This window comes from Neobacillus sp. YIM B06451 (genome assembly GCF_032667185.1).
Lineage (GTDB): Bacteria > Bacillota > Bacilli > Bacillales > Cytobacillaceae > Bacillus_D.
Genome location: NZ_JAVFKJ010000021.1, coordinates 38119 through 57057 on the forward strand (window position 1 = coordinate 38119; position 18939 = coordinate 57057).

The 18939-nt window shown below is 39.0% G+C and carries 21 protein-coding genes and 1 pseudogene; 19 read left to right on the top strand and 3 right to left on the bottom strand.

The genetic code is table 11. From position 1 onward, the window contains the following. The first annotated feature begins 4 nt into the window (after positions 1 to 4). The 16 genes and pseudogenes from RB160_RS22470 to RB160_RS22540 all read left to right on the top strand — a co-directional run bounded on the left by RB160_RS22470 (position 5) and on the right by RB160_RS22540 (position 14224). The gene (locus RB160_RS22470) at positions 5 to 334 is read left to right on the top strand and encodes a gas vesicle protein (RefSeq protein ID WP_316572703.1); all 330 of its coding nucleotides are present in this window, start codon (positions 5 to 7) and stop codon (positions 332 to 334) included. Positions 335 to 351: 17 nt separating this feature from the next. After that, positions 352 to 789 (top strand): GvpT/GvpP family gas vesicle accessory protein, encoded by a 438-nt coding sequence (gvpT, locus tag RB160_RS22475; protein ID WP_316572704.1) that lies wholly within the window; start codon positions 352 to 354, stop codon positions 787 to 789. A gap of 56 nt (positions 790 to 845) precedes the next feature. After that, entirely contained in the window at positions 846 to 2252 is a 1407-nt protein-coding gene (locus tag RB160_RS22480) for a hypothetical protein (RefSeq protein WP_316572705.1), read from the top strand. A 1-nt stretch (position 2253) separates the two neighbouring features. Then, on the top strand, positions 2254 to 2655 hold the full coding sequence (gvpU, locus tag RB160_RS22485; RefSeq protein ID WP_316572706.1) for a gas vesicle accessory protein GvpU: 402 nt from the start codon (positions 2254 to 2256) through the stop codon (positions 2653 to 2655). A 433-nt stretch (positions 2656 to 3088) separates the two neighbouring features. Further along, positions 3089 to 3640 (top strand): glycerol-3-phosphate acyltransferase, encoded by a 552-nt coding sequence (locus RB160_RS22490; RefSeq protein ID WP_316572707.1) that lies wholly within the window; start codon positions 3089 to 3091, stop codon positions 3638 to 3640. 47 nt (positions 3641 to 3687) lie between these two features. Continuing rightward, positions 3688 to 5289 (top strand): aminotransferase class V-fold PLP-dependent enzyme, encoded by a 1602-nt coding sequence (locus RB160_RS22495; RefSeq protein WP_316572708.1) that lies wholly within the window; start codon positions 3688 to 3690, stop codon positions 5287 to 5289. After that, positions 5267 to 7141: an LTA synthase family protein gene (locus tag RB160_RS22500; protein ID WP_316572709.1), complete on the top strand. Its 1875-nt coding sequence runs from the start codon at positions 5267 to 5269 to the stop codon at positions 7139 to 7141. Before RB160_RS22495 ends, RB160_RS22500 begins: the two co-directional genes overlap by 23 nt. A 116-nt stretch (positions 7142 to 7257) precedes the next feature. Further along, positions 7258 to 7590: pseudogene (locus RB160_RS24085) on the top strand (zinc-binding dehydrogenase); the annotation flags it as partial. 244 nt (positions 7591 to 7834) lie between these two features. Next, the gene (locus tag RB160_RS22505) at positions 7835 to 8290 is read left to right on the top strand and encodes a hypothetical protein (RefSeq protein ID WP_316572710.1); all 456 of its coding nucleotides are present in this window, start codon (positions 7835 to 7837) and stop codon (positions 8288 to 8290) included. 974 nt (positions 8291 to 9264) lie between these two features. Continuing rightward, positions 9265 to 9756: a hypothetical protein gene (locus RB160_RS22510; protein ID WP_316572711.1), complete on the top strand. Its 492-nt coding sequence runs from the start codon at positions 9265 to 9267 to the stop codon at positions 9754 to 9756. 30 nt (positions 9757 to 9786) lie between these two features. Next, positions 9787 to 10146 carry a hypothetical protein gene (locus RB160_RS22515; protein WP_316572712.1) on the top strand — a complete coding sequence of 120 codons (360 nt, stop codon included), beginning with the start codon at positions 9787 to 9789 and terminating at the stop codon, positions 10144 to 10146. Between the two features lie 257 nt (positions 10147 to 10403). Beyond that, positions 10404 to 11054 (top strand): helix-turn-helix transcriptional regulator, encoded by a 651-nt coding sequence (locus RB160_RS22520; protein ID WP_316572713.1) that lies wholly within the window; start codon positions 10404 to 10406, stop codon positions 11052 to 11054. Between the two features lie 10 nt (positions 11055 to 11064). Beyond that, complete coding sequence (locus RB160_RS22525; protein ID WP_316572714.1) at positions 11065 to 11439, top strand: RidA family protein; 375 nt, start codon at positions 11065 to 11067, stop codon at positions 11437 to 11439. Between the two features lie 73 nt (positions 11440 to 11512). After that, positions 11513 to 12616, top strand: coding sequence for a threonine synthase (locus RB160_RS22530; RefSeq protein WP_316572724.1), 1104 nt, complete (start codon positions 11513 to 11515; stop codon positions 12614 to 12616). Between the two features lie 16 nt (positions 12617 to 12632). Beyond that, positions 12633 to 13739 carry a D-TA family PLP-dependent enzyme gene (locus RB160_RS22535; RefSeq protein WP_316572715.1) on the top strand — a complete coding sequence of 369 codons (1107 nt, stop codon included), beginning with the start codon at positions 12633 to 12635 and terminating at the stop codon, positions 13737 to 13739. Between the two features lie 62 nt (positions 13740 to 13801). After that, positions 13802 to 14224, top strand: coding sequence for a hypothetical protein (locus RB160_RS22540; protein WP_316572716.1), 423 nt, complete (start codon positions 13802 to 13804; stop codon positions 14222 to 14224). A gap of 296 nt (positions 14225 to 14520) precedes the next feature. On the opposite strand, the gene RB160_RS22545 is transcribed toward RB160_RS22540, so the two are convergent. Further along, on the bottom strand, positions 14521 to 14892 hold the full coding sequence (locus tag RB160_RS22545; protein ID WP_316572717.1) for a VOC family protein: 372 nt from the start codon (positions 14890 to 14892) through the stop codon (positions 14521 to 14523). Positions 14893 to 15124: 232 nt separating this feature from the next. After that, positions 15125 to 15439 (bottom strand): YrdB family protein, encoded by a 315-nt coding sequence (locus RB160_RS22550; RefSeq protein WP_316572718.1) that lies wholly within the window; start codon positions 15437 to 15439, stop codon positions 15125 to 15127. A gap of 486 nt (positions 15440 to 15925) precedes the next feature. Between RB160_RS22550 and RB160_RS22555 the strand changes: the two genes are divergently transcribed. Genes RB160_RS22555 through dnaB form a run of 3 tightly spaced genes read left to right on the top strand, consistent with a single transcriptional unit; the run spans position 15926 to position 18295 of the window. Next, a complete protein-coding gene (locus tag RB160_RS22555) occupies positions 15926 to 16621 on the top strand; it encodes a conserved phage C-terminal domain-containing protein (RefSeq protein WP_316572719.1) in 696 nt (231 codons plus the stop codon). Beyond that, on the top strand, positions 16605 to 16946 hold the full coding sequence (locus RB160_RS22560; protein ID WP_316572720.1) for a hypothetical protein: 342 nt from the start codon (positions 16605 to 16607) through the stop codon (positions 16944 to 16946). The genes RB160_RS22555 and RB160_RS22560 overlap by 17 nt, the downstream gene beginning before the upstream one ends. 2 nt (positions 16947 to 16948) lie before the next feature. Further along, positions 16949 to 18295: a replicative DNA helicase gene (dnaB, locus tag RB160_RS22565; RefSeq protein ID WP_316572721.1), complete on the top strand. Its 1347-nt coding sequence runs from the start codon at positions 16949 to 16951 to the stop codon at positions 18293 to 18295. A 236-nt stretch (positions 18296 to 18531) separates the two neighbouring features. Here the strand turns inward: dnaB and RB160_RS22570 are convergent, their stop codons facing one another. After that, positions 18532 to 18663, bottom strand: a complete 132-nt coding sequence (locus tag RB160_RS22570) for a hypothetical protein (RefSeq protein WP_316572722.1) — start codon at positions 18661 to 18663, stop codon at positions 18532 to 18534. Positions 18664 to 18939: the final 276 nt, after the last annotated feature.

Consider the following 18939-nt stretch of genomic DNA (forward strand, 5'->3'; position numbering starts at 1 on the left):
AGTTATGGCAGTTGAGCACCATATGCAATCCAGTACGATTGTAGATGTCCTTGAGAAAGTATTGGACAAAGGTGTCGTGATAGCAGGCGATATATCAATTGGGATCGCCGATGTAGAACTTTTGACGATTAAAATCCGGCTGATTGTGGCCTCCATTGATAAGGCAAAAGAAATTGGGATGGACTGGTGGGAAAATGATCCCTACCTCTCGTCCAAAGCAAATGATAACAGGACAAAAGCATTGGAAGAAGAGAACAAGAGACTTCAGGAACGGCTGGAAGCCCTTGAAGGAAATCTGTCCACAAACCGTTTAAACGCACCAAACTCACTATAAATCTGGAGGTTTTAAAAATGGAAAGCACAAACAATGCTAATGCTGTGAATCAATCTCAAGAAACTCAAACTGGAAGCAAGACCAATGCCGAGGCAATCAAACGCTCCATTGCCGGGGGGATTATCGGTGCCACAATCGGCTATCTTGCAACCCCGGAAAATGGCAAAAAAGTGATGAAAGTTGTAAATGCAGACAACCTTAAAACAAAAAGTGCGGATATTGGCGATACAGTAAAAGATAAATCAAAGAAGGCCTTATCAACTGTTAAAACATCCGCCGGCAAGATTTTCAGCAAGAAGGAATCTACTGCTCAGGCAAACGACAGTAATGGTGGAACGTCCGAAACTGAAAAACTAAATCAGCGATTGGATAAATTGGAGGAGATGTTAAATAATTTCCTGCAGTCCAAAGACAATAAGCCAAATCAAAGCAGTTCTGGATACAATGCCGAATAATTTTAGAAAAAACCCAAATTAGTTCATTATAACTCTATGTAATTGGAGGCTATAAAATGGAAGAAAGCAAAAACAATCAAGACTTAACAAATGAGAACGAAAAAGATAATACCCAGGCTAGTAGCAACGTGGAAAATGAAGAAGAAACGAAAGAAAATAAAACAAATGAAAACCAAACCAATGAGAGCGAGTCAAATGGAACAAACGGGGAACAATCTGACGAATCAAAAAGTTGGATGAGCGGTTCTTTAAAACGGTCATTGGCCGGGGGCGCAATTGGTGCTGCCATTGGCTATATCGCTACACCAGAGAATAGCAAGAAAGTTAAAGACAGGATTACTGAAAATGTCTCGGAATTAGGGAGTGCAGCCAAGGATAGTTCCAGGAAAGCACTGGATACCGTTAAGAAATCTGCCTCCAATCTAATGAATAAAAACGAGGGTAGCTCCGAAAAAGGATCCTTGAGTGATCGTCTTGAGAAAATGGAAGAATTGCTAGGAAAATTATTTAAGGGCAAAAACAGTGATTCGCAGGAAGAAGGGACCAATCAAAACGGCTCCGGGCAAGATGAGATGACAAATTCATCTAAAGATTCCGGACGAACCGATCAAGATAGCCAAACCGACACTAACGGCGGGGAAGAAAACACCATTTCTGAAACGAGGCTTATCGGCCCGGGAATTAATGAAACTTCTTACTCCAAAGATAGGGAAGGCGACACTGAAAATCAGCCTCAAAATAATTCAGAAACAGAAAGCAGCGAAACCGAAGATTTAAAAATGGCACATGAAAAAGTAAAGGATCGACTGGATAAAATAGAAAAGTTGCTATTTAAACTCCTTGAAGAGGAAAATAACAAAACCAATAACAGGCAGGAAAACTCCCCTCAAGGATCGGATGTCACAAGCGGCGATAAACAAGACGATTCAGCAGGAAATGTAGAAGAAAAAAACTCGTCCCAGGAAGACGAATCAGGCAATGAAGAGGAAAGAAACAGCTCCTCAGTGAAAGAAGACGAAGAACCAACTAATTTTTTTAGAGAAGATAATGATGAAGAATTAGAAGATGCTTCTGAGGACGAGGAAGAAGACGAGGAATCAGAAGATACTCCGGAGGACGAGGAAGAAGACGACGAAGACGACGAAGACGAAGAAGACGAAGAAGACGACGAAGACGACGAAGACGAGGATGAGGAAGAAGACGACGAAACAGAAGATCCTTCGGAAGACGAGGATGACAACGAAGGAACAGAAGATACCCCTGAGGATGAGGAAGAAGAACAACGAGATTCAAAGGGAAAATCAAGCAGCAATAGTAACGGAGCTACAACCAAAAACACAGGCAGCAAAAAGGGCGGGCAGGCAAAAAACTCAAGTGAAAAAAATACCTCGAAAAAAAGCTACACTGTGCTTCAAGAGGAAGAAGATACTTATCTATTAAATGGGCTAAAGAGGGAAGAGTAAAATGAGTATTCAATCCGAACCAGGAAAAGATAACGTTCTTGAGGTATTTGTACAAGCCGCCAATAAACACAATTACAATCTCGATATTACGTTGAACGTAAAGGGAGCAGTCATTACAGGCACTTTGGTATCGGCCAAGGAATATTTCGAGTCACTGAGCCAGGCCTTTGAGGATGGTGGCGATATAGCAGAAAAATTAGGTGAAATGCTGATAAATGCTGGAGAAGCTGCTGATTCAGAGGCTCACGATACTGCTAATTTTATTCATTTAACAAACACAAGAGTTTATTGTGGGGACAGCAAATCTACCCCTTCAAAAGGAGAATTTCTTTGGAGGGGCAAACTGAGTGAGGTAGATGGTTTTTTCCTTGGAAGAATTGTAGAGGGTAATAGTAAAGGGTAAATTTGGCCAATAACCCGGTAGCAGCTGTTTCTTCTATACAGAAAACCTGCCCGGATGGTCTTTGCCCCCGTCAAGCAGACAATTAAAAAAGCTATGCAACGAGCGTGTGTCGATACCAATCGGCGCGCGTTTCTTTAGTTTTCTTTGTCTTATTTAGCTTTTAATGAGGCATTAGAGACACTACCAGATGGCCCGAAGTATACACTACATACTCAATGCATTGAAACAATATGGGGGATTTTTATAAAAGGGCATTTTTGGTAGGGTAAAACTTCACCATATGTTATTATTAGTGTAATATTACCCTAATGTGTGCTTGGTTAAGAATAAGGATTTGCAACAGTTGAGTGGTTTTCGTTTATATTTATCATATAAATGATTTTAAGCCTATATTAATATAGGAAATACAAAAAAGTTTCATTTGAGGTAATGTATGTTACTAGAGCTTATTTCTATTATTTTGTTATCTTATTTCCTTGGAGGCTTTACGGCTGCTTATTACGTAACAAAATGGATGAGTGGAAGAGATATTCGTAAACTTGGGAGCGGCAATGCTGGAGCAAAAAATGCTGGGAGACAGTTAGGTAAAAAAGGATTTTTCTATACGTTGCTCCTTGATATAGCAAAGGTAATAATCGCTCTGTATATAACGACCATTGTCTTTCCTCAAAATGAAATGATGTTATTAATTAGTGCTCTTTTCTTGCTGATGGGGCATATTTTGCCGATGCAACTAGGCTTTAAAGGCGGTAAAGGGGTCGTCGTTTTTTTGGCGTCAACGTTGTTTCTTGTTCCAATTGCGATTCCGGTTCTAGGGATAGGCTTTGGAATCGGTTACCTATTTATTCGAAAGTTTACGATTGCTGGTTTGATTTCTTTGGCTTCCATTCCAATTACAGCGTGGATAGTTGAAGAATATTATGTTGCTATTGGTCTTTTCACATTATTACTAATTGTGGTACATCAACATATTAAAAGGAAATGAACAGGTTTCTTCAATCCATTTCATTTTTGTCTAGGGGAGGTAAGAGAATGGAACATAATTCTCTAACATTTAAAATAGCATCGGAACCGGAAGAGATGGAACAGATTTATAAGTTAAATTACGAAACTTTTGTGGATGAAATTCCTCAACATCAACAGAACGAGGACCATCGTTTAATAGATAAATTTGATAGTGAAAATACATATATAATTGCAAAAGATGAAGGAGAAGTTATCGGAATGATTGCCGTGCGTGGCAATCGTCCATTTTCTCTTGACTATAAGCTTGATGATTTAGATAACTATTTACCATCGCATGCAAAACCTTGTGAAATCCGGCTGCTCTCTGTGAAAGGAAACTACCGAAAAACCAGGGTTTTCTTTCAGTTGGTTAACAAGCTGGTTAGTTATTGCTTGGATAAAAATTATAATATGGCACTTATTTCAGGAACTGACCGGCAAATCAAGCTATATAAAAAAATTGGTTTCGAACCGTTTGGGCCAATGGTTGGGACAACGGGTGCGATGTTTCAACCGATGTACTTGACAGAGGAGAAGTTTGAGACGTCAACAAAGGCTTTTACTAGGTTGATGAAGCAAAAAAAGAAGCCTTTGAAACGAATGAACTTTCTGCCTGGCCCTGTTGAGGTTAAGAAAGAAGTTGAATTTGCATTCGGAAAAACAGCTATATCCCATCGCTCGGATGAATTCAGTAAAGAAATGAAAGCAGTCCGGGCAAAACTTTGCGACCTCGTAAATGCGAATAATGTACAAATAGTAATTGGGACTGGAACTCTTGCGAATGATTTAGTAGGTGCTCAATTGAAAAAGCTCCCCGGAAAAGGTCTCGTCCTTGCAAATGGAGAGTTTGGCTATCGGTTAATTGAGCATGCGGAAAGGCTTGGGTTACAGTACTACAAATTGGCAAAACAGTGGAACGAATGGATCTCGATTGATGAAATTGAAGACTTCCTACGTACATATGATGATATTAATTGGATTTGGACTGTACACTGTGAAACATCAACGGGCTATCTCTACGATTTAAATCGAATAATAGAAGTATCCAAAAAGTATGAACTTAAAGTATGCTTGGATGCCTGTAGTTCAGTTGGAATAGTTCCCATTGATTTAAAGGACGTATATTTAGCAAGTACAGTTAGCGGAAAGGGACTTAGTTCTTATCCAGGATTAGCAATTGTTTTTCACCAGGAGGCAATTGAACCTAATAAAGAATTACCAAGATACTTAGATTTGGGACAGTATGCCAATGCTGAAAGTGTACCATACACCCATTCGTCTAACCTACTTTCTGCATTACATAAAGCTATAAAACACGTGGACTTGGAAAATAGACATACTTTGGGAAATGCTGCGAAAAGAATGTTAACTGATGCAGGATTTAGGATCCTTGGAAATGAAGGGTCCTCCCCCGGTATCCTGACCATTACACTTCCAGATTTTATAGCTTCAAAAAAGATTGGTGACCGACTGAAGGAAAAGGGGGTCATGATTAGTTATGAAAGTAGTTACTTGATGCAACGGAATTGGATCCAGTTTGCATTTATGGGGGATTTAACAGTGAAGGAGATTGAAGCTGCCGTTACAATTTTTAAGGAAGTGATGGATGGCTGTGTTGAGAGGGTTTGACTCAATGATACAGGTAAAGAACAATACATCAGGCATGAAACTTACGTTGGCTGTAACTAGTATTCTTTGGCTGAAAACGGTGATTGTTTGTTTTGTCGGCTTTAATCTTAGCATTCAATCTGTTTTTGATAGTGTATTAGTGCTAACAAATTCAGTCGGATCTTTATTGTTAATAATGGGTTTCAGTTTTTATTTTGGTAATAAGGTAAATCGATTTTTATTGTTCGGTTTATACCTACTTGGGACGGCTATTCTTTATGCAGATCTCCTTTATTATCGTTTTTACATAGATTTTGTTACTTTACCTATTTTATTTCAGTTCGATAATGTCGGCGGTTTGAGTGCCAGTACAATTGAATTGATGAGTCCGTGGGATGCATTATTGTTTATAGATATTTTCATAGCAGGATGGCTGATGTTACAAACGAAGTCCATCCTTACAGTCCATAAGCAAAGTAAGAGTAAATATATCACAGTTGCTGTAGGGTTTGTAGTTTTGACGATTTGTTTTGGTTTGATAAAATCAGTGCATCTTTTCTCCGAATCGTACGACAGGGAACAGATGGTTAAATCATTGGGCCCACTGAATTACCATGTATATGATATTGCCTTAGGCCTCAAAGCACCTCTTGAACGATTACTTGTTACAGAGGCGGATGCGGTTGCCTTACAGGAACATTTGCAACAAAAGGATACTGAACGAACAGACTTATTCGGAATAGCGAAAGGCAAAAATATCGTCTTAATAACTCTGGAATCTACTCAAGACTTTGTGATCAATCAAAAGGTAAATGGAGAAGAAGTGACACCCTTCCTAAATGAGTTGATTAAAGATAGTTTTTATTTCAATCAACTATATGATCAAACCGCACAGGGAAAAACTTCCGATGCCGAATTCATGATTGATACAAGTCTTTATCCATTAGCAAGCGGTTCAGTTTTTGTAAGAAGGCCAGAAAATACTTATTATAGCCTTCCAAAAATCTTAAAAGAGAATCATTACTATTCTGCAACTTTTCATGGGAATGTAAGCACGTTTTGGAATCGGGATGTCATGTACAAAGCGCTTGGATATGAACAGTTTTTTTCAAAGGAAGATTATATCGTAACGGAAGAAAACTCGGTCAACTATGGATTGAAAGATAGTCCATTCTTTATACAGTCAGTAGAGTATTTAAAGGATCTACCCCAGCCGTACTATGCCAAATTCCTTACCTTAACGAATCATTTTCCGTTTTTATTGGACGAGAAGGATATGTTTATTGCCCCGGCGGAGACAAGTGAAGATGTGGTAAACCGCTATGTTACAACCGTTCGTTATTTGGACAAATCAATTGAAACGTTTTTTGAAAAGTTAAAAGAAGAAGGTATGTACGAAAATACTATGTTTGTGCTAGTCGGTGACCATTACGGTATCTCTGAAAAGTATGAGGAAGGCCTGAGAGAGCTGCTAAATGAAGAAGATAGCATTGTCAACCAGGTTAAACATCAGCAAATACCGTTGATCATTCATGTTCCTGGCCACGATGGGGAAACGATTATGACACAAGGTGGAGAAATAGACATACGCCCAACTCTTCTCCATCTGCTCGGCATTGAGATTGATGATCGTTATTCATTTGGCCATAACCTTTTCACAAGGACTGGCGACCATCCCGTAGTTTTTCGCGATGGGAGTTTTTTTTCAGAAAACTACATGTATAAAGATAATCGCTGTTATAACAAGGTAGATGGACAGCCAGTTGCCATGCACCAATGTGAACCTTACTTGGATATAGTAAGGCAAGAGCTGTCACTGTCTGACAATATCATTTTTCAAGATGTATTAAGGTTTATGGTTGAAGAAAAATGATATTTCAAGTGATGTTCTGTAACTTGTACTAGCGAAAATTTTGAGTGGGTTAAAAATCTAGGTGCTCATCATGTAATTGATTATACCCAAGAAGACTTCGCTCACAACGGAAAAAATATGATGTAATACTGGATGCTGTCGGAAAGAGGACCTTTTTCAGTTGTTTGCGTTCTCTAACCGAAAATGGCATTTATATAACAGAACACCCACTCTACCCCAAGTATCATCCAATTCAATTGATGATAGGCTCTATCATAGGTAGTAAGAAAGCTAAGATTCATCTTGCAAAACCAAATGGCAGTGATTTGGACATATTACGAGTTCTTATGGAAAAAGAAAAATTAAGACCTGTAATTGAAAAGTGCTTTCCCTTAGATGAAATTGTAGAGGCTCATATGCACGTTGAAAGTGGACGGACAAAGGGGAAAGTTGTTCTTAAACTCCAGTAAAATTATTCCCAATCTTGATTAGCTATTCATAAACATCCTCATAAATAAAACAGATAAATAATATAGAACCAAATTAAGAACCGGTGCAAGAGTTGAAGATTCATTGAGCTTCAGCTCTTTTTGTTTTTGTAAAAAAGGAGCTGTATTCCCTAAAATATTTAAAGTGAGAAACCACAATATGATTTTGAAGAAATACACTTAAAGTAACGGATACGATGCTCCAGGAAGGATTAACGCTATTTTTGTGGAATTACCTATTAAAGGAACTGGCGAGGATAGTTCAATAAGGAATGTTATTAATTATGTTGAAGAGGTGCATAAAGTTATTGAAGTTAAAAGTGCAAAGGAAGGCGTGAATACCTTGAAAAAAGCAATAACAATAGGTTTACTTTTTGTTTCTATTTTGCTTTCAGGTTGTAATATGAACAAATTAAGCAGTGCTGAATTTACTAACCTTACCCCAGCCATAATTAAAATTGACAACTTAACCTATCTAATGACCGATGAAGTTATAGCTATAAACGAGGTTGAAGAACAAATAGGCAAAATTAATCGAATTCAAGAAATTGTGTCGTATTCCGAAGACCAAAACCCATATAAAAGTCCGAGTAAAATTTTTAAAGTAAAGGATATAAATATTGAAGAGGCAATAGCAATTAAAGTTAATGACAAACTATATAAAGCAAATAGTAAGCAATAGAAGGACAACTGCAAAAAGATAAAAAACAAAAAGGAGAAATAATTGATTTAGTAAAGCAAATACAGAGTAGAAATCACTTTTTACTAGGGGTGTGTTAATCCAATAGGATTAAAACTTTCTTATTGAACTACTTGTTTAACGTGGAGTTTAAGAAGAATATTGATAAAATGCGATAAGATTTAAATAATTGGGGAGTTGATTTAACAAGTAATGCTAAAACGGAATTAGGTTTTAAGCATTTAGCAAAATCAATTGTTAAGGAGGGGTAATTTGCAAAAATGTAAAAACTGCAATTCAGCATTTAGCTGGAGTAAAATCACTAAATCGATTGGGTGGTTATATAAACCAATTTAATGTGACAACTGTGGTACTAAACATAAGATTACCATTTTTGGGAGATGTACAGTTGCAGCCCTCTGTACTTTACCAATTTTAATATTTTATTTTTTTCTTTCTTCTTTCAATAACGACTATGTAACCTTTGGTGTAGTACTTCTTATATACTGTGTTATTTTATTGTTCACTCCGTTTGTTGTTCAATACAAAAAGGAATTTTGACGAATTATACCTAAACTAACATGTGCTTTGATTCCAAAAAGAATGAAGGCACTTTTTTGTTGAATGCCTTATTAAGCTCAAGAATCAATGAAAAAAATCCCAATTTGTAAAAATAATAAAAAGCAAAATGGGGTGTCTTCAATTAAAATGTTTTTGTTATCAGTTATTGGTGTTCTATCCCTGCTATTAGGTGGATGCTTTGCCGATAACTATCAAAAAATGAAACAGAGTCCACCCAAGAAGTAACGGATGTAAGAGAATTAGCCTGGAATTCACTTTCTAATATTGAAAGAGTAGAAGTAATCGGAGGTTGGAAGGACGCACAGGTTAATACAATAATTGTGGACGATCGTAGATTCGGATTAAAGGACGCTACCTATATTGGAAAAGAAGTGTGAAGAACAATACAAATATGATTGGGAAAGAAACTAAGAACGGAGGAGTTCGTTATCGCAACTAAAAAAAACTTGTTCATATTAATTGGAGCATTGTCGGTAACTAACTTAATTACTCTTTCATACTTCTTGTTTAAAGAACCAAAGCAATACTCTTACGTATATTTGAGCGGAAAGAGTTCAAATTGGCAGATAGATGATTATGTGGTTTCTTTTTTGCCTGACAACCATTTTAGCTTTAAAAGAGGAACACTTACTTTTATTGGTACAGGAGATAATCCCTTGGGGATTACAACAGTGGAATTTGAGATATATGATCATAACAATGTTAATTTCGCCAGGGGGGTAAATTTTAGCGAGGAAGTTAGTAACAATATGAAAATGGGTGAGGGAGAAGGTTTTGAAAATAACCCTCCTTCAATTAGTAAGATAGAGAAATGGTATGTGATTGTTAGATGGGCAGGAAAGGAAGAAAAAATTGAGTTGAATTTAGGTCCTCCTTCATTAGAATGAAGGTGAAACTTTATTTAAGGGAGGAAATAAATGGCAGAAGTGATAGAAGAAATGCCGAATGTATTATTACTCTTTGGGTTAATTGTATTAGTATTATTTAGCTTATTAAGCCCCAAAAATAAAATGACTTCCACTAAAAAGAACCTATATCTTTTAAGTCTTATTTCAACTATTTTCTTTGCTCTGATTCCTGAAATTGGTTATCAAGTCCGTGGTAATGGGGTTATCTATTTTGGTTTCCCTGCTGAGGCTTTTGAATATCGTGGTGTTGGAGTGTCTACCTTTAGACTTTTGGGATTAATCTTTAATTTTTTGCTGTTTTATTGGTTTTTTAAACTATTACTGAAACTATGGAAAGCTTTAACGTTAGCAGTAAAGAAGAAATTTTAGCGACAGATATATGTAAAGTATCTTATTGAAGTAACGGGTGCTTTAGTGAAATATGATCATACAAAAAAGGCTTAAAGTTGAAAATAACTCTAAGCCTTTTTGACTGTGAAATTGTAGAATATAGCTGTGATTTGTGGTGTGAATTAATGTTATTGCTGTGTGTTTAGTTTAATAATTGTATAAAAAAATATACACATTTCCTTTTTGTATAAAAAATTATATAATTAAATCGACTTTAAAAAATGAGGTAGGTAGACATGGAAGAAAGCAAGAAGTTATTAGAGGGTTTTATCCCGGTAGCAAAAGCTACTGCAAAAATGTTTGGGCCGAACTGCGAGGTCGTTATACATGATTTGACCAACCCTCGAAGCTCGGTCATGTTTACAGTCAATAACCATGTTACAGGAAGGGAAATCGGCCAATCATTCGATCACCTCGTGACGACTGTATTGCGGTCGGAAGACTTTAAAGAAGATTATCTAGCAGGCTATACATTTGTAACAGAAGACAGGCGTACGATTCGTTCATCGACTTCATTAATACGTGATTCCAGTCAAAAAGTGATTGGTGCTTTCTGCATAAATTTCGACGTTGAGGCACTGAATCAGATGCAGCTATTTTTAAATACCTTTCTTTCAACACAAGCTGAAGTTCAAGAGACTCAAACAAAATCAGATGATGAGATTGAAAATGTTGAAGGAATCGTAGACCAATTGATTCAGCAAATCATTGAAAACAGTGTGCATCCAGGAATGAAACGCCATGAAAAGATTGAATTAATAAGGTTTATGGATGAGAAAGGCATTTTTTTAATGAAAGGATCTGTTGAGAAGGTCGCGTCTTTATTGGGGATTTCCAAAGTAACCGTTTACAGTTATTTGGATGAAATCAAAAATAAATCAAGGTAAGGAGAAGCAAATGAAAAGCATCTTTGAAGTCGGAAATTTAAAGTCGAATGGACACTATGCTCTGGCAACCGTTCATCAAAACACTGTCTATGTATCGGGACAATTTTCTATTAATCCAGAAACCCGTGAAAAGAAATTCGGCACCATCGAAGAGGAAACATTGCAAGCACTTAAAAATGTCGAAATGATTGTAGAAGCCGTTGGAAGCAGAAAAGAGCAGATTTTGCGTATGACATTGTATATTCCCGATGTGAAATTATGGGATCAGGTAGATGCTGTTTACAAGGAATTTTTCGGCGAACATAAACCAACTCGAACGGTTGTCCCAACGAATGAATTGCATTTTGGATTCAAAATTGAAATTGATGCCATCGCGTATATTTAGTTCCATTTTTTTGCTCGCTTCATATAAAAAAGTCTATTTTTTATAAAAAAGTATCTAAAGGGGTTGGCAAATGGTGAATCAATTTATCTGTAACAGCTGTGGCAAAAAGCATGAGATTACTCCGGCGACATGGAAATGTGAATGTGGCGGAGTATTAAACATCGTAAAAGATACCCCAAAAATTGATATGGCAGCCTGGAGTAACTATCCAAACTCATTATGGCGTTATGTTGACACCATGCCATTCGCAAAAGATTCAAGGACATGGGAATCCGTGACAATGGGTGAAGGCCAGTCACCTTTAATCGTTCTAGACCCACTGGAACCAAATACGTGTGTAAAAGTTGATTATATGATGCCCACTTTATCCTTTAAAGACCGCGGAGCCGCTGTTTTGATGGCGAAGGCGAAAGAGATGGGCGTTTCAAAGGTAATCGCTGATAGCAGCGGGAATGCAGGAACGGCGATTGCGGCGTATGCGGCACGATGCAACATTGCCTGCGATATTTATTTAAGCGATGAAACTTCACCGAAAAAGATCGCTCAAATCAAGGCGCATAGAGCCACCATAAAAGCGATTCGTGGTACACGGGAGGAAGTTGCAGCGGCGGCACAAAAAGCAGTAGACGAAGAAAAGGTTTTTTACGCAAGCCATGTGTACAATCCATATTTTTACGAAGGAACCAAAACATACGCATATGAAATTTACGAGCAATTAAAAGGAGCCCCAGATGCATTAATCATCCCGGTCGGCAACGGTACACTTGTGCTTGGCGCGTACTATGGATTTAAAGAGTTATATGATAATAAATTGATAGACAAAATGCCAAAGATAGTTGCAATCCAGGCAGCGAACTGTGCGCCTCTTGTAAGTGCATTTGAAAATGGGCTCGAAACAGCAGAACCTGTAACCAATAAAGGGACTTTGGCAGAAGGTATCGCGATTGCGGCCCCAGCGCGCTCTAGCCAAATTTTGAAGGCTGTCCGTGAAACGAATGGAATATTTATCGCCATTAAAGAGGATGAAATCGAGAGTGCTAGGGCAATGCTTGCTGACAAAGGTTTCTATGTTGAAATCACAACAGCCGCAAACTATGCCGGATATTTAAAATATATGAAGGCGCCAGATGAAAAAATTATCATCCCTCTTTGTGGTGCGGGAATTAAATCAAATTAAAAAAGGAGACGGACCAATGAACTATTTCGAGTTAGATACACCTGCGCTTTTAATCGATAGAGAAATTATGATGGACAATCTTCGTTCAATGCAAAATTATGCGAATGAATATAACGTACATTTACGGCCGCATACGAAAACCCACAAAATGCCAACGCTTGCTAAATTGCAGGAGGAGTTAGGTGCTGTAGGAATCACCGTTGCCAAAGTAGGAGAAGCCGAGGTCATGGCGAAAAACGGTTTGAAAAATATTTTTATTGCAAACCAGATTGTCGGCAAATCAAAAGTTGAACGTATCCGAAAATTAGCCGATACGATTGATATCTCGTTTGGTATCGATCATACGTATCAAGTCAATCAAATTGAAGAGGTTTTTGAAGGCGCTGAAAAGAAAGCCCAAGTTCTTGTAGAAATTGAAGTAGGGGAACAACGCTCGGGGATTATTGAAGAAAGTGATTTCCGTACATTATTGGAGGCTGTTAAGACTTGTAAAAATGTCGAGTTTAGAGGGGTCTTTTCTCATGATGGGCATTCCTATAAAGCGGAAAACATAGATGAATGCAAAGAGCTTTATCTTGAAAGTGTAAACCGAACGTTGCACTTTGCAAAAATAGCAGAAGAAATGGGGCTAAAGGCAAAAGTCGTCAGCATCGGTTCCACTCCTCCTTTCATGCTAAATTTCGAGATTCCAAAAGGGGTTACGGAAATTAGGCCGGGTACGTATATTTTTATGGATTCCTCACAGTCAAACGTAATCGGCACATATGACCGCTGCGCAGCAACGGTTCTTACGACAGTCATCAGCAAACCTACTAAAGAGCGTGTGATTACGGATGTAGGGGCAAAAGGAATTACAGCCCAAACGCGAAGTGTAGGACATACAGCAACAAAAGGCCTCGGCCGTATAAAGGAATTTGACGATGTCTATATTCACGGTGTTTTCGATGAACATGCCATCATTTACAATGAAAGCTTTTCCAAACAAGTGTATATAGGCGATAAAGTGCAGATTATACCGAACCATATTTGTCCGGTTTGTAACTTATATGAAAAAGCTTATTTGATTTCAGAAGGCCAAGTTGTTGAAGAAATAGATATTGAATGCCGGGCAAAACTGCAGTGAATCAACGGGATTTGAGTGACACCTTTTCGGCTTTTGGGTAAATCTTTGTCGCTCAACCCGATTTGAGTGACACCTTTACGACTTTTGGGCGAATTTTTGTCGCTCAACGAGATTTGTGCGACACCTTTAGGGTTATTGGTAAAATCTTTGTCGCACAACGGGATTTGTGCGACACCTTTAGGGCTATTGGTAAAATCTTTGTCGCACAACGGGATTTGTGCGACACCTTTAGGGCTATTGGTCAAATCTTTGTCGCTCAACGGGATTTGTACGACACCTTTACGGCTTCTGGGCGAATCTTTGTCGCACAACGGGATTTGTGCGACACCTTTAGGGCTATTGGTCAAATCTTTGTCGCACAACGGGATTTGTGCGACACCTTTACGGCTTCTGGGCGAATCTTTGTCGCACAACGGGATTTGTGCGACACCTTTAGGGCTATTGGTAAAATCTTTGTCGCTCAATTGGATTTGAGTGTAATTTAAATGATATTTGAGGAAACAGGAGATCTAGTTGAACTAAGATAAAACAAGGATCCAATTTAGTAACGGGTTTACTTATGAGATGCAAACAGAGAAATCGCTAAAACACGAAGATAATTACTATTAAATTCACAATACAATTAACGCAAGAAGGACCAACTACAAAAGTCGGTCCTTTTTATTAGGGTTTGTTAAATAATATTGTTGTTTTATAGGAAAAAATGGGAACGTCTGATTTTGACTTTCCTGTTCTTATTCCGTTAAAGCACCCGTTAATGAAACAAGGTAATTTATTTATCTTACCAGTGTACTTGAAGTTTATTACCATTTGGGTCATAAAAGTGGAAAAAGGCATGACCATTATCTTCTTTTATATCCTCGACCTTAACTTGATTATCAATTAAGTGTTGATGAAATTTAGATAATTCTGGACTTGTAAAGCCAATGCTAAATTCTTGTTCATTATCAATTGTAAAATGTGCAAATGTTTCATCTTCGGTAGGAACTAAGATAAGTAAGAAAGGTCCTTCATTTACTTTTAAAATTGCACGTTCCTTAGTATTGTTTAGTAACTGGAGCCCTAATACGTCTCTATACCATTGGGCAGACAGTTCTAAATCTTTTACAGGAATTCTAATATAATGTACTTGTTCAATAAATGAGTTACTCATAGCCTTTTCTCCTTTATTTAATCCGGTATATCAAATAGTTCTCTTTCTATATACCTTTTTCCTTCCGATTATTGAATTAACCTTCCCTTTAACGGAACAATAAACTTCCTATTATTAGGGAAATTGGATAACCTCTTATTGACCGAACGCCCCTGTTACTTTAAGTACGTCTTCATGTGAAAGAAAAAGAGTGGATGCACATCCTTTAATACAGAATTGGACCCCTATCGTTTTATATATTCATAAAATGAATAAGTATTGATATTCCAATTGCTACGATGAAATATAGTAAAGCTAAGTATGTATGTCCCAGACTATATAGGAGATAGCTTGCTACTGAAAATAGCAATAACTCTAGAATAGAACCATAAACACCTTGAAGTTTATAAGGTGCATTCGGGGAACCGAGCATAGCCCAAACAACCGCTACCACTAAGGGAACTCCAATAGCGCCAGCAATTTTCCCTTGCTGAAACCCCCAGATTCCGAAAATGATTAAAGCTACTATTTCGCAAAGAAATCTACTTACCATTATAACTAGTACCATTACCAACCTCCTAATATCTCGCTATTTTCTACTAGAGACACGTCTTTGATTTATACAAGTTATAAATCCGCAAAGGAACTGAATTTTCCTAATCTTATATATATTAACATGAAATTCCACATGAACTTCAATAAAAAATTATTTCACCAGCTTATTTAAAGTCTAGAATCTCGTTTAAATTAAATATCCGTTAAGGATTAAAAATGCTTCATTGCCCTGTCGGAAATGGAATTCACTGCGGTTCAGTTCGCCACGATGTGCGGTTTCAAACTGGCCTGCTGTTACCAAAGATTACTTCAAAGACTACTACAGGATATTTATTTATAAACCCCGGCTAAAGAGCAGCCGGGGGTATTTTTTGCCCAAATAAAAATTTTTCCTGGCCATGTCCTTTTTCGGTACGAATCCCTATATAAAGGGTGGAAGGGTAGACAACACGGTTTGGAACGAGCAACGACCACATAGTCGAAAACGGAGGTTTATTGCATGAGCAAATTATTGATCGAGGAACAGCCGCTTATGGTCATTAAGTCATTGGCGCTAAAAATCGGGCTGAACGAAGCGATCGTCCTGCAACAGGTCCATTATTGGCTGACGAAGAAAACGCATATGATCGATGGACGCAGTTGGGTTTATAACACGTACAAGGAATGGCAGGAGCAGATTCCTTTCTGGTCGCAAAGTACGATGAAGCGTGTGTTTAAAACGCTGGAGGAACTCGGGCTTATCATAACCGGCAATTTCAACAAATTCAAAATGGATCAGACGAAGTGGTACACGATTGACTATGAAAAACTGAAGGAGCTGGAGATAGAGGGCATTTCCAACCCGGAACCTAAGCCCCTCGCTGAGCCAGCCCTAGTGGAAGAATCGGAAGCGGCAGAGGAGATTCCGGTTGCCGAAGTGGTGAAATACCTGAATGAAAAGACATTTTCGACTTTTAAAAGCGGGAACGGAAAGACGCGGAAACTCATTTCCGCCAGGTGGAAAGAGGGATTCCGGCTCGCCGATTTTAAAAAAGTCATCGACAAGAAAACGGATGATTGGCTCGATCACCCTAAGTGGAGCCGATACCTAAGGCCTCAGACGCTTTTCGGGACGAAGTTTGAATCGTATTTGAACCAAAAGCCCGCCAGGAAAAGGTTTTGGGAGGGGGATTTCCGTTTTGATGACGAAACGTGAGGTTTTAACCATTTTACGGATGATCGAAAGCTACTATGACCAATTTGTTATTGATGAGGAGAAAGTCGACAATTGGCACATGGTTTTAAAAGAGAGCACGTTTGGCCACTGCGAGCAGCGCGTCTTGCACCATGCAGCCATTTCTCCTTATCCGCCAAAGATTTGTGACTTCTCCATACATACTGTCGGTGCTGGAAGGGCGATTCCAACCAGTGTGGAAACGCTTGGGGTGATTTGGCAACAGGAAAGGCCGGCAAGCGATGAAGTCGTGCAGCTGCATTTGGCGAGGATAAGGGAAATCCTTGGGATAGAAAGAGGGAAATGACAATGGACGGAGTTTTGAACAGCTGTAAAACTGGCGATGGACGGCTTTTTAACGAGGAAGCCGAGGAGGCATTTGTCGGCTCGTTTTTCCTGGATGGCGGGTTGGTGCAAGAGTGCACAGTCAAACCCGATCAGTTGTATACGTATAAAATGAGGCGGATTTTTGCGGTCATTCTGCTCCTAGCTGAAAAGGGCAAGCCGGTTGATGTCATTTCCGTAGCGGAGGAAGCCGGCCCCCAGGAACTTGAGAACCTTGGCGGAATCAGTTTTATCACCGATCTTGCCGTTAGCGTCCCGACAACAGCGAATTTCATTTTTTATCAAAACACTGTCAAGGCGTACCACCAAAAACGAAAGACGATCGAAATTGCCGGAAAAATAAGGGACAAGGCATTTTATCTAGATATTCACGATGTCCTCAGTGATGGCATTAAACAGCTAAAACAGATTGAAGACATGCAGGGGGACGAAGATGCCGGAGAAATCCGGGAGGGGCTCGTTGATTTGTATACCGACTGCGGGAAGGACCTGGGCGAAATAATCGGGGTTCCCTCCGGCTTCAAAAAGCTGGACAGGCTGACTGGCGGTTTTCAGGAATCGGACCTCGTCGTTATCGGGGCGCGCCCGAGCATGGGAAAAACCGCTTTTGCTTTAAACATCGCTTTGAATGCGGCGAACGAGGATGTCACCGCAGTTTTTTCCCTCGAAATGTCAAAAAAGCAGCTCCTTAAGCGGGCCGCCAGCTGTATAGGGAACATCAGCAGTGTGAAAATGAGAAACCCGAAACACTACTTCGGCCAGGAAGATTGGAACCAGCTCAATTTCGCCATGGGTGTCCTATCCAAGCTGAACATGCGGATCTTCGACAAAGCCGGGATGGACATCAGCTATATTTGGTCTAAGGTCCGACAGCTGAGGAAGGAAGTTGGGGAAGAGCGGCGGATTCTGGTAGTAGTCGATTACCTGCAGCTGATTGGTGGAAACAACCGACAGCAGAACCGCCAGGCGGAAATCAGCGAAATCAGCCGGTCCCTCAAGCAGATGGCCCGTGAAACGAACGCCATCGTCATCGCCCTCTCCCAGCTGAGTCGGGGTGTTGAAAGCCGCCACGACAAACGCCCCATGCTCTCCGACTTGCGAGAGAGCGGGCAAATTGAACAAGATGCCGATGTCATTGCGTTTCTGTACCGGGAGGGGTATTACGGGAAAAAGAAGGAGGAGGGGTCTTTGGATTTGGGGCTGGATCAACAAAAGGGGCAACTGGTCGAGGTGATTGTTGCTAAGCAGCGGAACGGTCCGATTGGGACGGTGGAATTGGGGTTTTTGATGGAGGTTGGGCGGTTTGGGTAAAAGGAGCCGGGAGAGTTCTTCGCTTCATGAGGTACTCTTAAAAAAGAATTTAACAGTGCTTTTCGCAAAGCATTTAGAGAAACCAACAATTACAATTAGCAGGTACTCCAGCAATAAAATTAGTTCAAAAAAAGCTCAGCCCCTGAGCTTTTTTGTCATAGTCTGTTGTTGTACATAAGCACCCTACAGTTTAAGTACATTTTTTCACAATCTCATTAATAATCCAGTGCCTATATTTATTTTTTTATAACCCAAAATACAACTATGCCTAAACCAACTAAAATAAAACCAATATGCAAATACCAGTAATCAATAAATAACTCCCATTGAAGTTCTTGAATTTCTTTAACCCTTTCAAAATAACTCATTAGTATACTCCCCCGTGTATTAGCTCTTTCAATATCATAACGTATTTGGAGTAGTTTTGGTTTCAACCTTTAATATCGCCAACAACCTTTTTAACCCATAACTCTTACTAAACTAATCTGCCCGTTTGTTCAAAAAGGGATTCTACAAAAAGGGCGGTAATCCTCCCTGGATCATCGCACCCTTTAGTTTAAGTGTAATTGTTCACAAACTTGTTAATTAAATAGTTACAGCTATTTTTTTTCAATCGCCATACGCAAGTTCGAGATAACTCCAAG

What these genes read in the sequence shown, in the direction of transcription:
- gvpU (WP_316572706.1), top strand. Translation starts at nt 2,254, where the DNA reads ATGAGTATTCAATCCGAACCAGGAAAAGATAACGTTCTTGAGGTATTT.
- RB160_RS22470 (WP_316572703.1), top strand. Translation starts at nt 5, where the DNA reads ATGGCAGTTGAGCACCATATGCAATCCAGTACGATTGTAGATGTCCTT.
- RB160_RS22535 (WP_316572715.1), top strand. Translation starts at nt 12,633, where the DNA reads ATGAACTATTTCGAGTTAGATACACCTGCGCTTTTAATCGATAGAGAA.
- RB160_RS22555 (WP_316572719.1), top strand. Translation starts at nt 15,926, where the DNA reads ATGAGCAAATTATTGATCGAGGAACAGCCGCTTATGGTCATTAAGTCA.
- gvpT (WP_316572704.1), top strand. Translation starts at nt 352, where the DNA reads ATGGAAAGCACAAACAATGCTAATGCTGTGAATCAATCTCAAGAAACT.
- RB160_RS22500 (WP_316572709.1), top strand. Translation starts at nt 5,267, where the DNA reads ATGGCTGTGTTGAGAGGGTTTGACTCAATGATACAGGTAAAGAACAAT.
- RB160_RS22515 (WP_316572712.1), top strand. Translation starts at nt 9,787, where the DNA reads ATGGCAGAAGTGATAGAAGAAATGCCGAATGTATTATTACTCTTTGGG.
- RB160_RS22490 (WP_316572707.1), top strand. Translation starts at nt 3,089, where the DNA reads ATGTTACTAGAGCTTATTTCTATTATTTTGTTATCTTATTTCCTTGGA.
- RB160_RS22550 (WP_316572718.1), bottom strand. Translation starts at nt 15,439, where the DNA reads ATGGTACTAGTTATAATGGTAAGTAGATTTCTTTGCGAAATAGTAGCT.
- RB160_RS22495 (WP_316572708.1), top strand. Translation starts at nt 3,688, where the DNA reads ATGGAACATAATTCTCTAACATTTAAAATAGCATCGGAACCGGAAGAG.
- dnaB (WP_316572721.1), top strand. Translation starts at nt 16,949, where the DNA reads ATGGACGGAGTTTTGAACAGCTGTAAAACTGGCGATGGACGGCTTTTT.
- RB160_RS22520 (WP_316572713.1), top strand. Translation starts at nt 10,404, where the DNA reads ATGGAAGAAAGCAAGAAGTTATTAGAGGGTTTTATCCCGGTAGCAAAA.
- RB160_RS22525 (WP_316572714.1), top strand. Translation starts at nt 11,065, where the DNA reads ATGAAAAGCATCTTTGAAGTCGGAAATTTAAAGTCGAATGGACACTAT.
- RB160_RS22480 (WP_316572705.1), top strand. Translation starts at nt 846, where the DNA reads ATGGAAGAAAGCAAAAACAATCAAGACTTAACAAATGAGAACGAAAAA.
- RB160_RS22570 (WP_316572722.1), bottom strand. Translation starts at nt 18,663, where the DNA reads ATGAGTTATTTTGAAAGGGTTAAAGAAATTCAAGAACTTCAATGGGAG.
- RB160_RS22545 (WP_316572717.1), bottom strand. Translation starts at nt 14,892, where the DNA reads ATGAGTAACTCATTTATTGAACAAGTACATTATATTAGAATTCCTGTA.